Origin of the sequence: Cellulosimicrobium arenosum (assembly GCF_014837295.1) — a bacterium.
Taxonomy (GTDB): Bacteria; Actinomycetota; Actinomycetes; order Actinomycetales; family Cellulomonadaceae; genus Cellulosimicrobium; species Cellulosimicrobium arenosum.
This window is the reverse complement of sequence record NZ_JACYHB010000001.1, coordinates 366898-381823: the sequence shown is the minus strand read 5'-3', so window position 1 is coordinate 381823 and position 14926 is coordinate 366898. Positions and strand designations below refer to the sequence as shown.

General features: G+C 73.2%; 15 protein-coding genes. 12 read left to right on the top strand and 3 right to left on the bottom strand.

Annotated features, from left to right (window positions below; translation table 11 throughout):
* Positions 1 to 379: 379 nt before the first annotated feature.
* The 3 genes from IF651_RS01745 (at position 380) to IF651_RS01735 (ending at position 3418) form a co-directional block, all read left to right on the top strand.
* Entirely contained in the window at positions 380 to 1429 is a 1050-nt protein-coding gene (locus tag IF651_RS01745; protein ID WP_191827343.1) for a zinc-binding dehydrogenase, read from the top strand.
* 127 nt (positions 1430 to 1556) lie between these two features.
* Positions 1557 to 2045 (top strand): HNH endonuclease, encoded by a 489-nt coding sequence (locus IF651_RS01740; protein WP_191827342.1) that lies wholly within the window; start codon positions 1557 to 1559, stop codon positions 2043 to 2045.
* A gap of 230 nt (positions 2046 to 2275) precedes the next feature.
* A complete protein-coding gene (locus tag IF651_RS01735; protein WP_194719716.1) occupies positions 2276 to 3418 on the top strand; it encodes an endonuclease/exonuclease/phosphatase family protein in 1143 nt (380 codons plus the stop codon).
* Positions 3419 to 3590: 172 nt separating this feature from the next.
* Here the strand turns inward: IF651_RS01735 and IF651_RS01730 are convergent, their stop codons facing one another.
* Entirely contained in the window at positions 3591 to 4247 is a 657-nt protein-coding gene (locus tag IF651_RS01730) for a TetR family transcriptional regulator (RefSeq protein ID WP_191827341.1), read from the bottom strand.
* Between the two features lie 105 nt (positions 4248 to 4352).
* On the opposite strand from IF651_RS01730, the gene IF651_RS01725 reads away from it, so the two are divergent.
* Positions 4353 to 5180 carry an SDR family NAD(P)-dependent oxidoreductase gene (locus tag IF651_RS01725; RefSeq protein WP_191827340.1) on the top strand — a complete coding sequence of 276 codons (828 nt, stop codon included), beginning with the start codon at positions 4353 to 4355 and terminating at the stop codon, positions 5178 to 5180.
* A 154-nt stretch (positions 5181 to 5334) separates the two neighbouring features.
* Here the strand turns inward: IF651_RS01725 and IF651_RS01720 are convergent, their stop codons facing one another.
* On the bottom strand, positions 5335 to 6417 hold the full coding sequence (locus tag IF651_RS01720; protein WP_191827339.1) for a TIGR00341 family protein: 1083 nt from the start codon (positions 6415 to 6417) through the stop codon (positions 5335 to 5337).
* Between the two features lie 169 nt (positions 6418 to 6586).
* Positions 6587 to 7636, bottom strand: coding sequence for an alpha/beta hydrolase (locus tag IF651_RS01715; RefSeq protein WP_191827338.1), 1050 nt, complete (start codon positions 7634 to 7636; stop codon positions 6587 to 6589).
* 141 nt (positions 7637 to 7777) lie between these two features.
* On the opposite strand from IF651_RS01715, the gene IF651_RS01710 reads away from it, so the two are divergent.
* The 8 genes from IF651_RS01710 to IF651_RS01675 all read left to right on the top strand — a co-directional run bounded on the left by IF651_RS01710 (position 7778) and on the right by IF651_RS01675 (position 14730).
* A complete protein-coding gene (locus IF651_RS01710) occupies positions 7778 to 8569 on the top strand; it encodes a hypothetical protein (RefSeq protein ID WP_191827337.1) in 792 nt (263 codons plus the stop codon).
* Between the two features lie 103 nt (positions 8570 to 8672).
* Positions 8673 to 9122: a ScoMcrA-related endonuclease gene (locus IF651_RS01705; RefSeq protein ID WP_191827336.1), complete on the top strand. Its 450-nt coding sequence runs from the start codon at positions 8673 to 8675 to the stop codon at positions 9120 to 9122.
* 150 nt (positions 9123 to 9272) lie between these two features.
* Positions 9273 to 10604: a M12 family metallopeptidase gene (locus IF651_RS01700; protein ID WP_191827335.1), complete on the top strand. Its 1332-nt coding sequence runs from the start codon at positions 9273 to 9275 to the stop codon at positions 10602 to 10604.
* Positions 10605 to 10606: 2 nt separating this feature from the next.
* A complete protein-coding gene (locus IF651_RS01695) occupies positions 10607 to 11566 on the top strand; it encodes an MvdC/MvdD family ATP grasp protein (protein ID WP_191827334.1) in 960 nt (319 codons plus the stop codon).
* Positions 11563 to 11901 (top strand): hypothetical protein, encoded by a 339-nt coding sequence (locus IF651_RS01690; RefSeq protein WP_191827333.1) that lies wholly within the window; start codon positions 11563 to 11565, stop codon positions 11899 to 11901. The genes IF651_RS01695 and IF651_RS01690 overlap by 4 nt, the downstream gene beginning before the upstream one ends.
* Positions 11902 to 12093: 192 nt before the next feature.
* Positions 12094 to 12687: a DUF2238 domain-containing protein gene (locus tag IF651_RS01685; RefSeq protein ID WP_191827332.1), complete on the top strand. Its 594-nt coding sequence runs from the start codon at positions 12094 to 12096 to the stop codon at positions 12685 to 12687.
* Positions 12684 to 13421: a glycosyltransferase family 2 protein gene (locus IF651_RS01680; RefSeq protein ID WP_191827331.1), complete on the top strand. Its 738-nt coding sequence runs from the start codon at positions 12684 to 12686 to the stop codon at positions 13419 to 13421. The genes IF651_RS01685 and IF651_RS01680 overlap by 4 nt, the downstream gene beginning before the upstream one ends.
* A 115-nt stretch (positions 13422 to 13536) precedes the next feature.
* On the top strand, positions 13537 to 14730 hold the full coding sequence (locus IF651_RS01675) for an NAD(P)/FAD-dependent oxidoreductase (RefSeq protein ID WP_191827330.1): 1194 nt from the start codon (positions 13537 to 13539) through the stop codon (positions 14728 to 14730).
* Positions 14731 to 14926 lie beyond the last annotated feature (196 nt).

Sequence of the window (14926 nt, the reverse complement as noted above, 5' to 3'; positions counted from 1 at the left end):
TAGCGCAGATCGTCCTGCGGTCAAGTGTGTCCATGCCCTCACGTGACCACCGACATCTCCGACCGCAGCCCCACGACAGGAGAGTCGATCAGGACAGGACCACGCGACGTGGGAGGTCCTGGCGGAACCCCGGTCCTGCACAGCGGAGTACCGGCAGAACCTTCCGTCGTCGCCGGACGGCGCCTACCGTCGAGAGCACGACCACGAGCCCGGTACCCGCCCCGCCGCGATCAACCCCGACGACAACAGCTCCGGCACCCACGAGCTGACCCCCGCCGCCCGCCGCCGCTGACCAGCACCTTCCCACCACAGCTCTCCTGCACCAGGTCTTGCCACACCACAGAGATCTCACACCCACAGAGAGGCACCGCGTACTTCCATGCGAGCCACCTTCATGTACGGCGCCGGCGACGTTCGCGTCGAGACCGTCCCGGACCCCGTCCTCCAGCAGCCCACGGACGCGATCGTCCGCGTCGTGCGCGCGTGCGTGTGCGGGTCGGACCTGCACCCGTACCACTCCATGCCCGCGTCCCAGCAGGGCAACCCGATGGGCCACGAGCTCGTCGGCGTCGTCGAGGAGACCGGCAGCGCCGTGACGAACGTCCGGAGGGGCGACTTCGTCGTCGCGCCGTTCGCGTTCTCCGACAACACCTGCGTGTTCTGCCGCGAAGGCTTCCAGACCGCCTGCCCCCAGGGTGGCTGGTACGGCTCCCCCGAGACCGGAGGCCTGCAGGCAGAGCTCGCCCGCATCCCGCTCGCGGACGGCAGCCTCGTCGTCGTGCCCGACGTCGACCCCGCCACCGCCGACGACGGCCTCCTGGCGTCGCTGCTCTCGCTCTCCGACGTCTACCTCACCGGGCACCACGCCGCGTTCATGGGCGAGGTCGGGCCGGGCACGACCGTCACGGTGGTCGGCGACGGTGCGGTCGGGCTCTCCGCCGTGCTCGCGTCGAGGCAGCTCGGCGCCGAGCGGATCATCCTCATGGGCCGCCACACCTCGCGTACGGACCTCGGCCGCGAGTGGGGCGCGACCGACGTCGTCGCCGAGCGCGGGGAGGACGGCGTCGCGAGGGTCATGGACCTGACCGACGGCGAGGGCTCGCACGTCGTGCTCGAGGCCGTCGGGCTCATGCCCGCCTACGAGCAGTCCTACGGCATCGTGCGACCCGGCGGGATCATCTCGCGGGTCGGCGTCCCGCAGTACGAGAAGGCGCCGGTCGGGTTCGGCTCGCTGTTCGGCAAGAACGCGCGCCTCGCCGGCGGCCCCGCTCCCGTCCGCGCCTACCAGGAGGCCGCGATCGGGCAGGTCCTCGCGGGCGAGATCGAGCCGGGCAAGGTCTTCGACGCCGTCCTTCCGCTCGACGACACCGCCGAGGCCTACCGCCTCATGGACAGCCGCGAGGCCCTCAAGGTCGCCCTGCGACCCTGACCGCCCCGCCGGACGACACCGACCACCTCTATACCGTGGACGTGACGCCCGCGGCGGATTAGCCTGCAGAGCGTCGGGCCGGGGCGGTGACGCACCGGCCCCGGTGGCGCGTGAAGGAGCGGACCGGATGAGCGAGGTCGTGATCTACAACCTGGGCAGGACCCAGGTGCTCGGCCGTGTCACGCTCCGCCACGCCATCCGTATGCTGCACCGCCGGGTCGCCGAGGTCTTCGAGTCCGTCGAGGGCGAGACGTTCGGCCCGTACCAGCGTCCCCGGTCGGTCGAGCTCGTGCGCTACGTGCACACCAAGTGGGTGTACGAGCGCCAGGGACGTGTCCCCTACTCGCGCGCGTCGCTGCTGCGCCGCGACCGCGGCCGCTGCGCGTACTGCGACGGGACGGCCACGACGATGGACCACGTCGTGCCCCGCTGCCAGGGTGGCGCCACGACGTGGCTCAACGCCGTCGCGGCGTGCGAGCCGTGCAACGCGGTCAAGGGCGGGCGCACGCCCGAGGAGGCCGGCATGCGGTTGCTGCGCAGGCCGTACGAGCCGGCGTTCCGCGACCTGTACCCCCGCGGCTCGGCCCCGGGCCCGCACGGGCGTGCGGTGCCCTGACGCGATCAGTCCGCGAGCGCCGCCCGCAACCGCTCCTCGGCCCGTGCCACGGACCGGTCGGCGCGCGAGGCCTGCGGGCGAGAGGTCAACCGCCGCGGGCCCGTCCACGTCGCGACCCACCAGGCAGGGCGGCCCGGCACCGGTGATCCCGTGGCCCGACCCCTCCGCCGCGCGGACGTCCCGATCCCGTCCTGTCCACGCTCTCTCCCGGCAGGCGGAAGGAGCCTGCCATGGCCACGATCCGGGTCGGGACGTTCAACGTGGAGAACCTGTTCGAGCGCCCGCGCGCCATGAGCGGGCAGATCGGGGCCGGCGGCAGCACCGTGCTCGACGCGCACGCCCGGCTCGGGGGTCTGCTCGAGGAGGAGCTGTACACCCCGGACGTGCGCGAGCAGATCCTGGCCCACCTCGCCACGCTCGGTCTGCTGCGGTCGGACTCGGCGGCCCTCGCGGTGCTCCGCCAGGTACGAGGCCGGTTGCTCAAGCGCACCGGCTCGCTGTCCGCCGGCACGGCCGAGACGCGGGTCGTGGCGAGCGGGCGGGGCGACTGGGTCGGGTGGGTCGACCTCGTCAAGGACCGCGTGGACGAGCTCGCCATGGCGCACACCGCGCGGGTCATCGCGGACGTCGACGCGGACGTGCTCGCCGTGGTCGAGGCCGAGAGCCGCGTCGCGCTCAAGCACTTCACGGACGCCGGCGTCGTGACCCGGACGGGTCGCCCCGTGTACCCGCACGTCATGGTGATCGACGGCAACGACGACCGCGGGATCGACGTCGGGCTGCTCACCACGAAGCGCGCAACCCTGCGCGACATCCGCACGCACGTCGACGACCGCGACAGCAGCGGGCGGCTGATCTTCGGCCGCGACTGCCCGGAGTACGCGGTCGAGACGGCAGGCGGGACGCGCCTGACCGTCCTCGTCAACCACTTCAAGTCGAAGGGGTACGGCACGCAGCGCGAGTCCGACGCGACGCGCCGACGGCAGGCGTCCCGGGTCGCGGCGATCTACCGCGACCTGCGGGCGCGGGGGCAGGAGAACGTCGTCGTGGTGGGCGACCTCAACGACACCCCGGACTCGGTGCCGCTGCGTCCGCTCCTCGAACGCACCGACCTGCGCGACGTCACCACGCACCCCGCGTTCGTGGGCGACGGCCGGCCGGGCACGTACGCCAACGGGACCGCAGGACAGAAGATCGACTACGTCCTGCTCTCCCCTGCGCTGTTCGAGCGCACCGTCGGCGGCTCGGTGTTCCGGCGCGGTGTGTGGGGTGGCACGAACGGCACCCTCTTCGAGCACTACGACACGATGTCAGCACCCCAGCACGCCGCGTCCGACCACGCCGCGCTCTACGCCGACCTCGACGTCGCCTGAGGCAGGCTCCCACGTCGCACTGAGCACCCTGTCCCACCAGGGCGTCTTGGGCGTGGGCGAGGGCTCGCTCAGCTCCTGCCAGAACCTCGCGGTTCCTCGACCTCCCCGTGGTCAACCTGTGCTGCACCTACGGGGCTCTCGTGGTTGGACGGAGACCTCCCGCCCACGACGGCTACTGCCCGCTGAGCTGACGCAGAAAGTCAGAGGTGCTCAGCGGCGCCCCGGTCAGCGGCGTGGGGGAGTCTGACCGGATGCCGTCCACCACCACCGGGAGCAGTCGCCTCCAGAGCCGGGGGTGGGTGCCGCCGAACGTTTCGATCACGTGAGTCATCGCCGACATCAGCACGCCGACGTCGGTCGCGGTGAGATCGGAGCGGATCGTCTGCTGCTCCCGACCGCGCTGCAGGAGGGTGTCGATACACCTTTCCACCCTGCTCTGTACGGCACGGGCGTCGGGCTCCGAGTCGGGTACCCAGCGCAGCAGGGTGGCCAGCGCTCGCTTGCTCGACTGCGGTTCGAGAACTGCCGCGAAGAAGTCGAAGAAGCCGGTGATCGCGTCATCGGATCGGGCTGCACGTTCGGCCGCCGCGAGCATCGTCTCCATGGTCTCGGCGAGCACCGCTTGCGCCAGCACGTACTTGTTCGGGAAGTGCCGATATGCCGTGCCGACGCCGACGCCGGCCCGGCGGGCGATGTCGTCGAGGGTCGGGACAGGGCCAGTGGCGTCGAACAGCTCAGCTCCTGCGGCGATGAGCGCCGCCCGGTTGCGCATCGCGTCCTTGCGTCGCGCACGTTGATTGGTCGGCGGAGTTGTCGGGTGCGCGTTCACGAGGCTCCTCGGGGCACGGCTGAATCGGAGGTGGACCTCCGCTATGCTAGCTTTTTCGTAACGGAGACGTATCTCCGGAACAGAGGATGAAGGAGATCGACCGAGATGACGACGAACAAGACCTGGTTCATCACCGGCGCATCGCGCGGGCTGGGCGCCCAGTGGGCGAGCGCTGCGCTGTCCCGCGGAGACCGGGTGGCCGCGACCGCTCGCTCGATCGGGTCGCTGGACTTCCTCGTCGAGGGCTACGGCGACCTGGTGCACCCGCTAGCGCTCGACGTGACTGACGAGACCGCGGTGCACCAGTCGATCGCGGCCGCAGTGGAGGCGTTCGGTGCGATCGACATCCTGGTCAACAACGCCGGCCAGGCCGTGATGGGAGCCATCGAAGAGGTCACCTCCGCGCAGGCGCACGCGCAGATGGAGGTCAACTACTTCGGTGCGCTCTACGCGTCGCAGGCGGTGCTTCCCGCCATGCGTGCCCGGCGCAGCGGCCGGATCATCCAGATCTCGTCGATGGGCGGAGTGGTGTCGCTGCCCACCATGGGCAGCTACCACGCCACCAAGTGGGCGCTCGAGGCGCTCAGCCAGGCGCTGAGCGGTGAGGTGGCTGAGTACGGGATCCACGTGACCCTCGTCGAGCCGCTCACCTTCCCGAGCGAGCTCGGATCCGCTGCGCCACAGTTGCCCGAGTACGACAACGCGCGCGCCGGCGTCATGGCGGGCTTTGCCGGCACCGGCATCGCACCGGGCGACCCCGCCGCAGCCGGGCAGGCGCTCCTGGCCGTTGCCGACGCCGATAATCCGCCGCTGCGCGTGCTGTTCGGCGCGAACGGGCTGGCGCTCATCCGTCCCGAGCTCGAGCGTCGGCTCGCGCTGTGGGAGGAGTGGGATCACCTCGCACAGCTCTCGCAGGGCACCCCGGCGGCCTGATCCAGGTCGCCCTCGGCGCCGCGAGGCCGCTTCACGAGTCCAGGCTGTGTCGCGGTCAGGGACGCCGACCGTCGACGTCCATGAGACGTCGGCACCGGCGGCAGGGTCTCGCGCGAGGTCCTGCCGCCGGTTCGGCCGTCTCAGCTCACCGTCGTCACCCCGTAGTTCCGACGACACGCTCACCGACGGTGTGCACGACGACGACCTCCGGGTCCCACGGCACGAGGTCGTCGACGGCGTCCTGCAGCCGGCTCACCGAGGGCAGATCGTTCGGCGTGCGGACCGAGACCACGAGGTCGGTACCGTTCCACGACACGTCGTCCACGGTGGCGTCCGGGTCGTCCGCCAGCCACGCCTCGGCCGCATCCCGTGTCTGGCCGGCCCACAGGTCCGCGAGCGTGGCCTGGACGGTGTTGGCGACCATCGGGATCGCCACGACCAGCAGCGCGACCGCCGCGGCGAGGTAGGCGCGCCGCCGCCGCGGAGTCGGGTCGGCGAGGCGGCGCGCGCGGGCGGCGTCGCCCGCGTACCCGGCACCGGTGAACACGACAGTGGACGCGATGACCAGCGCGACGACGTTCGAGCAGAACAGCAGCAGCGCGCCTGCCGCGAGCGACGGCGCACCCGCGCCGAGGCACACCCCGACCACACCGAGGGGCGGGACGAGCGAGATGGCGATGGCGATGCCCGGCAGCACGTCGGCCAGGTCCTTGCGCGCGAGGGCGATCGAGCCGGCGAACCCTGTCGCGAACGCGGCGACGAGGTCCAGCAGCCCGGGCGACGTGCGCCCCGTCACCTGCGAGTTCGCGAGGACGCTCGTCGTGTCCGGCACGACGAGCGCGACGAGCCACCCCAGCGCGACGACGGCAGCGAGCCCCGTCACCACGTACAGGACCGAGCGACCCACCAGGCGGCCCTGACCCGTGACGACTCCCAGCCCGATGCCGAGGATCGGCGTCGAGAGCGGCGCGATGATCATGGCCCCGATCACCGTCGCGGTCGAGTCCGTGACGACGCCGCAGACGGCGATGAGGCCCGAGAGCAGGAGCATCGCCCAGAACGCCGAGCGCTTGGCCCGTACGTCGCCGGCGTCGAGGTCGAGCCGGTCGGACAGCTCGTCGAGCCCCCGGCGCTGGGCGGGCGGGACGAGCACGCCGAGGAACCGGCGCCGCGCGCCCGGCGGGAGTCGCAGTTCGCCGGGGACCGGCACGACGGGCGGCGTGGACTGCGTGGCCATCTGGGGCCTCCGAGAGGTGCGGGCCCGGTGGGGCGTCCCCCGCGGGCAGGACCCCGCGGCGAGGACAGTATGCCCTGCCCGCAGGCTCGCGGCCGCCGGGTGGAGGTCCGCGGTGCGGCGTGTCCAGCCGTGCGGACGACCGCCGACCGGAGGGTTCGGCGCGGCCGGCTCAGCCCCGGTCGGCGGCGAGCCGATCCATCGCGTCGATGCTCGCGGCGACGACCTGTGCCTGCGCGTCGTCGCGGGTGATGGTCGGCGTCCCGTCGCCAGGCTGTGGCCCGTAGTCGGCGAAGAACCCGTGCACGCCACCGACGACCTCGACGAACGTCGCGTCGCCGGGCAGGTCCGCGCGCGAGGCCTCGACGGCGTCCGGTGTCGTCAGTCCGTCGCGCGACCCCCACACCGACGTGACCTGCAGGTCCGCGCCGCTGATGTCACCCGCCGGGTAGGACCCGTGCAGGAGCAGCGCGCCGACGACGTCCTCGTGCCCGGCGGCGTACGACGACGCGACGACCCCGCCGAGGGAGTGGCCGCCCGCCGCCCACCGGTCCACGTCGTCGAACCCGGCGATCGCCGTGCCCGACTGGCCGGGCCAGGCGACGGCGATCCCGAGCGGCTCCTTGAGCGCGACCACGACGTAGCCGGCCTCGGCGAGCGGACGCAGCACGTGCGCCGCGGCCCGCACGTCGACCCGGGCCCCCGGGGAGTACACGAGACCCGTCGCCGCCGCGTCGTCGCTGGGCACGAACGCGACCCAGCCCGCCGTCTCCAGCACCTCCACGGTGGCGGAGCTCTCGAGGTCCGCGAGCGCCCGGTCGGTCGCGGGGAAAGGCCGGACCCACACGACGGCGGCGGCGATCCCGACGAGCAGGACCACGCACGCACCCTCGCCGATGCTCGACCACACCCGGCGACCACGCTCGGGCGCATCGCAGGGGTCCCGGCGTCGCCGGGCACGCCGGAGCGTGAGTGCTACCAGCACGAGGCCCGCCCCGGCGCTCGTCGCGAGGAGCGCGCCGAGCGCCCAGTGCTGGTGCCGGACGACGTCGCCCGTCGTCGCGAGGACCCAGGCCGGAGCGGCGAGCAGGGCGAGCGCCACGACGAGCAGCAGGATCGTCCGGGCCGGGCGGACGGTCCGGCTCCGTGCAGGGTCCTGCGGAGAACGGTGCTCGGCCGCGATCGTCGGCTCCTCGGTCGGGTCCGACGCCGGCGTGGTCATCGGTTCTCCCGTCCTCGACCGCGGCGAGGTCGCCGTGGGATCCGCCGGTCACGCTAGCAGCCGACCTCCGGCTCCCGGTCGACCCGCGGCCGATCACCCTCGAGGATGGACGCGACGATACCGTGGCGCGGAGGTGGGCAGGTGGACTGGTTCACGGTGCACGTCGTCGACACCGGTCGTTCGCCCGCGCTCGCCGCGCTGGTCGGGTTCGTGGTGACGTTCGTCGTCGTGCGGTCGGTGACGCGCCGGATCCGGGCGCGGTCCTCGACCGAGCAGGAGCCCGCGCCGACCGGGGCACGGCCGCGCCGGCGCCTCCTCGGCGACCTGACGATCGGTGGCGTGCACGTGCACCACCAGGTGTGGGGCATCCTGCTCGTGCTCCTCACCGGGATGCTCCAGTTCCGCTACTCCCCCGGGCACCCGTGGACGGAGCTCCTCGCCCTCCTGTTCGGAGCGGGCGCTGCGCTCGCGCTCGACGAGTTCGCGCTGTGGTTCTACCTGGACGACGTGTACTGGAGCGAGGAGGGGCAGCGGTCGATCGACGCGATCCTCGTCGGCGGCGCGCTCGGGGCCGCGCTGCTGTTCTCGGGCTCGCCCGTCGGGGTCACGACAGACGCGTCGTCCGGCGGCTCGTCCTTCTGGACGCTCTACACGGTCGTCGTCGTCGCGCACCTCGCGCTCGCGTTCGTGTGCCTGCTCAAGGGCAAGCTCGCGACCGGGCTGATCGGCATCGTCGTGCCGCTGGTCGCGACCGTCGGGGCGATCCGGCTCGCCAAGCCCTCCTCGTTCTGGGCACGGCGGCGGTACGCGGGACGTCCCGGCCGTCTCGCGCGGGCACGCCGTCGCTTCGGCCCGCAGTACTACGCCCGCAGAGCGCGGGTGCGGGCCGCGCTCGGCGGGCGCGCCTCCGGTCCACCGGAGGATCAGCCCTGACCGACGCGGCACCGGGGCAGGTGCCGGACCCGTGTCCTTCCCCACACGGGCCCGTCGCGCATCCGGGTCCTGGGCCCCTCCGGGGCCGGACTAGGCTCGTGGGATGGCTACCTTCTCCGCCGTGACCCGCCAGCACATCCTCGCCGCGATCGCCGAGTACGACGACCGCGGGGCCCAGAACTTCCTGGGTGTCTACGGGTTCACGCGGACGGTCCGGGAGTCGCTCGAGCACGAAGGCCACGAGTACGACGCGCGGGCGGTCCTCGGCGTCGCGCACAAGTTCGCGACGGGCCGCACGGCCACGGCCGACGAGCTGGCGGGCAGCACGGTCGACGCCGTGACGATCCTGCGCAAGCGTGGGTTCGACGCGACCGGACCTGTCACCGCGCCGCCGGCTCCGGCACCGCGCGCGCGCCGCGCCGCGCCGTCCACGCCTCGGGCACCTCGCACGACGGCCGCGCGCCGCACGTCCGAGCCGGAGCGGCCGGCGCCCGTGTGCCCCACGTGCTTCATGACGCTCCCCGCCACGGGCGTCTGCGACACCTGCGGCTGAGGCCTTCGGCGCGTCGACGGCCCGTCGCCGGGCGGTCGGACGATCCCGGGCCGCATCACCGGGCGGCGTCGTCCCCTCCCTCTCCGTAGGAGCGCCGTGCTCCGCCCACGACGGGGCCACACGCGCCGTGGATCGAGGAAGGAAGATCCGATGGCCGAGAAGAAGACGACGGGGAGCGGATCGTCGGGCTCCACCCGCAGCAGACGCACGACGTCGGGCACCAAGCCGCCACCGGGCAAGCACCCCGCGTGCGAGCAGGCCACCGGACCGGTCGGCGGGACCGCGCTGGTCGACGGGTACGGCTTCGCGTCGTTGCCCATGGTGTGGGCAGAGGTCGACGGGCTCGCGGTCGTCGAGGGCGACATCGTCATCGGCACCGTGGCGCAAGCCCAGGCGCGCGACGTCGCCACCCTCACCTCGGACGAAGAAGGTGCGGAGATCCTCCAGGCCGTCGGGATCAGCGGCGCGCAGTTCCGCTGGCCGAACGGGGTCATCCCCTACGAGATCGATGGTGGCCTGTCCAACCCGTCCCGCGTGCACAACGCGATCGCGCACTGGCACGCCAAGACCCCGCTGCGCCTCGTCCCCCGCAACGGCGAGAGCGACTACGTCCGGTTCGTGGACGGAGGCGGCTGCAGCTCGGCCGTCGGACGCCGCTCGAGCCGGCAGGACATCACGCTCGGCTCCGGCTGCACCGTGGGCAACACCATCCACGAGATCGGGCACGCGTTCGGCCTGTGGCACGAGCAGTCGCGGGAGGACCGCGACGCGTTCGTGCAGGTGAACTGGGTGAACATCGAGTCGGGCAAGGAGCACAACTTCAACCAGCACATCAGCGACGGCGACGACCTCGGCGCCTACGACTACGGCTCGATCATGCACTACCCCACCACCGCGTTCTCGAAGAACGGGCAGCCGACGCTCGTGCCGATCGGCAGCGTCCCCGCGGGCACGGTGATCGGGCAGCGCGACTCCCTGTCCGCCGGCGACGTCGCCGGGCTGAAGGTCATGTACCCGGGCCTGGCCTGGCCCAAGACGACGTTCAAGGACAACGTCAAGGAGCCCGTGCTCGACCCGGTGACCACGATCAAGGAGATCCTGCGAGAGTCCGTCAAGGAACCGGTCCGCGAGGTCGCCAAGCCGCTTCGCGACCCGGTCAAGCCGCTGCGCGACCCGGTCAAGCCGCTGCGCGACGTGCAGCCGACCATCCGGGAGGTCGTCGAGCCGCTCCGGCCCGGAAGCCTCGTGATCAACCCTGCGCTCGGTCGCTCCCTCCCGTTCGTCCTCGGGCGGGACAGCGACTTCGTCAGCCGCTACCAGGCGGCCGTCGCGCAGCAGAACGGCATGGACCAGGACGGGACGACCGGCCTGACCGCGGCAGATCTCGCCGTCGCGCTCGCGGAGATCACCACCGCGCTCGAGGCGGTCCGTGAGTCCGTGGCGGCCCTCGCCGAGCAGGCCGCCACCGAGGCCGGGATCTGACGGTGATCCTCGTCGTCAGCTTTCCTCAGGACGACCACACCGCCGTCGTGGTCGAGCGCCTGCGGGCGCTCGGCCACGACGTGGTGCTCCTGGACACGTCGACCCTCGGGTCCACCACGTCCCTCGAGCTCGGCCACGCCACGGGCGTCCCCGCGGACCTCCGGCTCGTCACGCCCGACGGAACCCACGACCTGCGGCACGCGACGACCGGTTGGTGGCGGCGGCTGCGCGGAACACCCGTGGACCCCTCGATCACCGACCCGGCCGCGGCCGAGTTCGCGAGCAGCGAGCTCGCGGAGGTCTTCGAGGGCGTGGTCGCCGCCCTCCCGCTGCGGTGGGTCAACGACCCGACCTCCGACGCCGCGGCGCACCACAAGCCCTGGCAGTGGGCGGTCGCCGCGGACCTGGGCCTCACGCTGGCGCGCACCGTCGTCACGCGCGACCCGGCACGGGCACGGGAGTTCGTCGCCGCGACGGGCCCGGGTCGGGTCGTGACGAAGGCGTTCATCGCCCGGGCGGACGCCTGGCGCGAGACGCACGTGCTCGACGATGCCGACGTGGAGCGCCTCGACCAGGTGCGGTTCGCACCGACGATCCTCCAGGAGTACGTCCCGGGCGTGGACCTGCGCGTCACGATGGTCGACGGAGAGGCGTTCACCACCGAGATCGACGCGACCGGCACCAGCCTGCCCAGCGACATGCGCATGGTGCTCGACGAGGCGGCGGTCCGCCCGATCACGCTCCCCGACCACGTCCTGCGCCGGGTGCGGGCGCTCATGGACCGCCTCGGGCTCGTGTACGGGGCGGTGGACCTTCGGCGCCGGCCGGACGGGGAGCACGTGTTCTTCGAGGTCAACCCGGCCGGGTTGTGGCAGTTCTGCGAGGACCTCACCGGACTGCCGATCACGGACGCCGTCGTCACGACGCTCGCACGTCGCGACCGTGCGATGGTGGCAGCATGAGCACGCTCTTCGGCACCGTCACCGTCCCGGACGACGCTGCGGCCGGCGTCGCGACCGTGCACGTGTCGGTCGAGGACACCACGCTCCAGGACGTCTCCTCCGTCCGGCTCGCGGAGGTGGTGCTGCGGGGTGTGGACGTGGTCGCAGGCGGCCACCTCGCGTTCGCGATCGACGTCGACGACGTCCCGGCCGACGCGACGGTGCGCGTCCACGTCGACCGCTCGGGGGACGGCGACCTCGCCACCGGGGACCTGCTCACCGTCCGGTCCGTCCCGGCCGCCACGCTCGGCACCTCCGCGCAGGACGCGGGCGAGGTCCCCGTGCGGACGATCTGAGCCCTCCGCAGGTGAGCACCGCGGCGGAGCCGGCTCGCCATCGGCGTCCGCGACCGCTGCGGCCGCTCCGGCCGCCCCTCGCCCCGAGGGCGTCCGACCCCGTGCGAGCGGGTGCGCGCGGTGTGAGACTTCCGGCACCTCCTCGGCGCCGTCGAGGCAGCGGTGAGCACGACGCAGCAGGTGGTAGTGCGGATGGCGAGATCGACCGGCCCTTCGGGGCTGCGTGCCCGTCTGGGCGGGTTCGTCCCCGGTGACGTGGTGCGCGTGGCGGCGCTGGTCAGCGTCGTGGTCGCGTTCCTCGCGCTCGGCGGGGTCGCGGCCGCCCTGTTCCTGCTCGTCCTGGGCGGAGTCGTGATCCCCCGCGCGCTCGGCGCCCCGACCGTGCTCGACGTCGCGTACGGCCTCGCGCTGCTCGTCGCCGCGTGGGCCGCGCAGCTCGACTGGTACCGCGCGCTCCCCTGGCTCGACCTGCCCGTGCACGCCGCGTGCACGGGACTCATCGCGGTCATGTCCGTGGTGCTCGTCGTCCGACGCGGTGTGGTGCCCGGTCCCGAGGTCGCGGCATCCGGCGGCCCGCGCCTCGCCACGGTCGTGCTCACGACCGGCCTCGGCGCGGTGGTCGCGATCCTGTGGGAGATCGGCGAGTGGGCCGGGCACACCTACCTCGACGACCGCATCGGCGTCGGCTACACCGACACGGTCGTCGACCTCGCCGCAGGGCTGGTCGGGTCGGCGCTCGCGGGCTTGGTGCTGACGACGCGTCCGCCCGCGGGCGGACGCCGATGAGGCCCGACGACGCGCTGCGGGTCTCCGTGGTCATCCCCGTCCGCGACGACGCCGTCGCCCTGGACCGTTGTCTCGCGCTGCTCGCGGGCCAGACGGTCGCGCCGCTCGAGGTGGTCGTCGTCGACAACGGGTCGTCGGACGGCTCGGCCGCCGTCGCGCACCGGTGGGGCGCCACCGTCGTGCACGAGCCGCGCGTCGGCATCCCGTCCGCCGCGGCCGCGGGGTACGACGCCGCGAAGGGCGAGATCATCGGCAGGCTCGACGCGGACTCGCGACCGGACCCCTACTGGGTCGCCACGATCGTCCGGCGCATGACCAGCGACCCGGACCTCGACGCACTGACCGGGACCGGGGTCTTCCACGACCTGCCGCGCGGGCTGCGGACCGTGGTCTCCATCGCCTACCTGGGCACGTACTACGTCCTGGGCCTGCTGGCGCTCGGGCACACCGCCCTGTGGGGCTCGTGCATGGCGGTGCGCACCACGACGTGGTCGGCGGTGCGCGAGCACGCGGTGCGCGACGACGCCGAGGTGCACGACGACCTCGACCTCGCGTTCCGGCTCGGCGCTCGCCGCACCCCGCGCCTGGACCGGGGCTGGCGCGTGGGGTGCTCGGCACGGTCGCTGCGCGGACGGCTCCAGCGTCGGCGGCGCATGGACCGCGCGTGGCGGACGTTACGACTCAACTGGGCGGTCTCGCCGCCGTGGGAACGGTGGCGCGACCGCTGGAGGTAGTCCGTCGCCGCAGCCGTCGTCGTGCTCGGCGGGCCCTGCCGCGTACCGGGCGGCGAGCGGGCGCGACGCCTCGTAGCGTGGGCGGGACCCGTACCCGACGCGAAGGCGATCCTCCATGAGCCCCACCCGGCAGCACGACGTCCTCGTCCTCGGCGGCGGCAACGCGGGACTCTCCCTCGCCGGCCGCGTCCGACGCGACGGCTGCCGTGACGTCGCGGTCGTCGAGCCCGAGGACGTGCACCGGTACCGCCCGCTGCTGTCGTACGTCGCCGCGGGCATGGCGACGCTCGACGACCTCTCGCGCCCGCAGGACGACGTCGTCCCCGACGGGGTCGTGCGGTACGCGGACCGCGTGGTCTCCGTCGACCCCGAGCGCTCGGTCGTGCGCCTCGCGGGTGGCACCGAGCTCGGCTACGGCGACCTCGTGGTGTGCCCGGGCTCCGAGGTCGACTGGGACGCCGTGCCGGGCAGCGAGGAGGCCGTCGGGACTCCGTCCGCGTCGACGAGCTACCTGCCGGAGCTCGCGGCCACGACGTGGTCGATGCTCTCGTCGCTCACCGCCGGACGCGCGGTGTTCTTCCTCTCCGCACGGCACGTGCCCTGCTCTCCCGTCGGGCTCAAGCCGCTCTTCGTCGCCACCGACCACTGGCGCCGCACGGGCGTGCTGGGTGCGATCGACGTCGAGCTCGTCGTGGAGGCGCCGCGGCTCGTCGACGACCCGCGCGCCGACCGCGAGCTGCGGGCCGCCGCCGAGGACTACGGCGTGCGGGTACGCACGAGCACGACGCTCGAGTCCGTCGACGCCACCGACCGCACCGCACGCCTGCGCTCGCACCACGGCCTGGACACGACCCACTACGACGCGCTCTACCTCGCTCCCCCGCACCGCGCACCGGGCTGGATCGCGGACAGCGGCCTTGCCACCGCGGCGAGCGACGGCTTCGTCGCCGTGGACACCCGGACGCTCCAGCACGTGCGCCACCCGCGCGTCTGGGGCCTCGGGGACGCCGCGGCGGTCGACACCATGCCGTCCGGCGGTGCGCTGCGCCGCCAGGTGCCCGTCGTGGCGCGCAACATCCAGGCGCGACGCAGGCGCACCCCGATGCGCCACTACGACGGCTACTCCGTCGCGCCCGTCACCACGTCGCGCCGCAAGCTCCTGCTCGCCGAGTTCGACCGCGACGGGGTCCCCGAGCCGACGTCGCGGCTCGTGGACCTCGCCCGTCCGCGCGCGAGCCTGCTCCTGTTCGACCGCTACCTGCAGCCGACGATCTACTGGCGTCGCCTCCTCCAGGGCAAGGTGTCCTGAGCCGCCGCGTGCGGCGCCATGGTCGAGCGACCCGGCGCAACGCCCACCAGGGCCAAGACCCGCGGCTGCTAGCCTGGGCACGTGGATATCGAGGTCGACAGACTCTAGCCACCGGGCTGCCGGTGGCCCTCACCCAGCGTCGGCGCGCACGAGCGCGCCCCTCGGTGATGGCCCCTGCCCTCGTCACGGTCCCCCG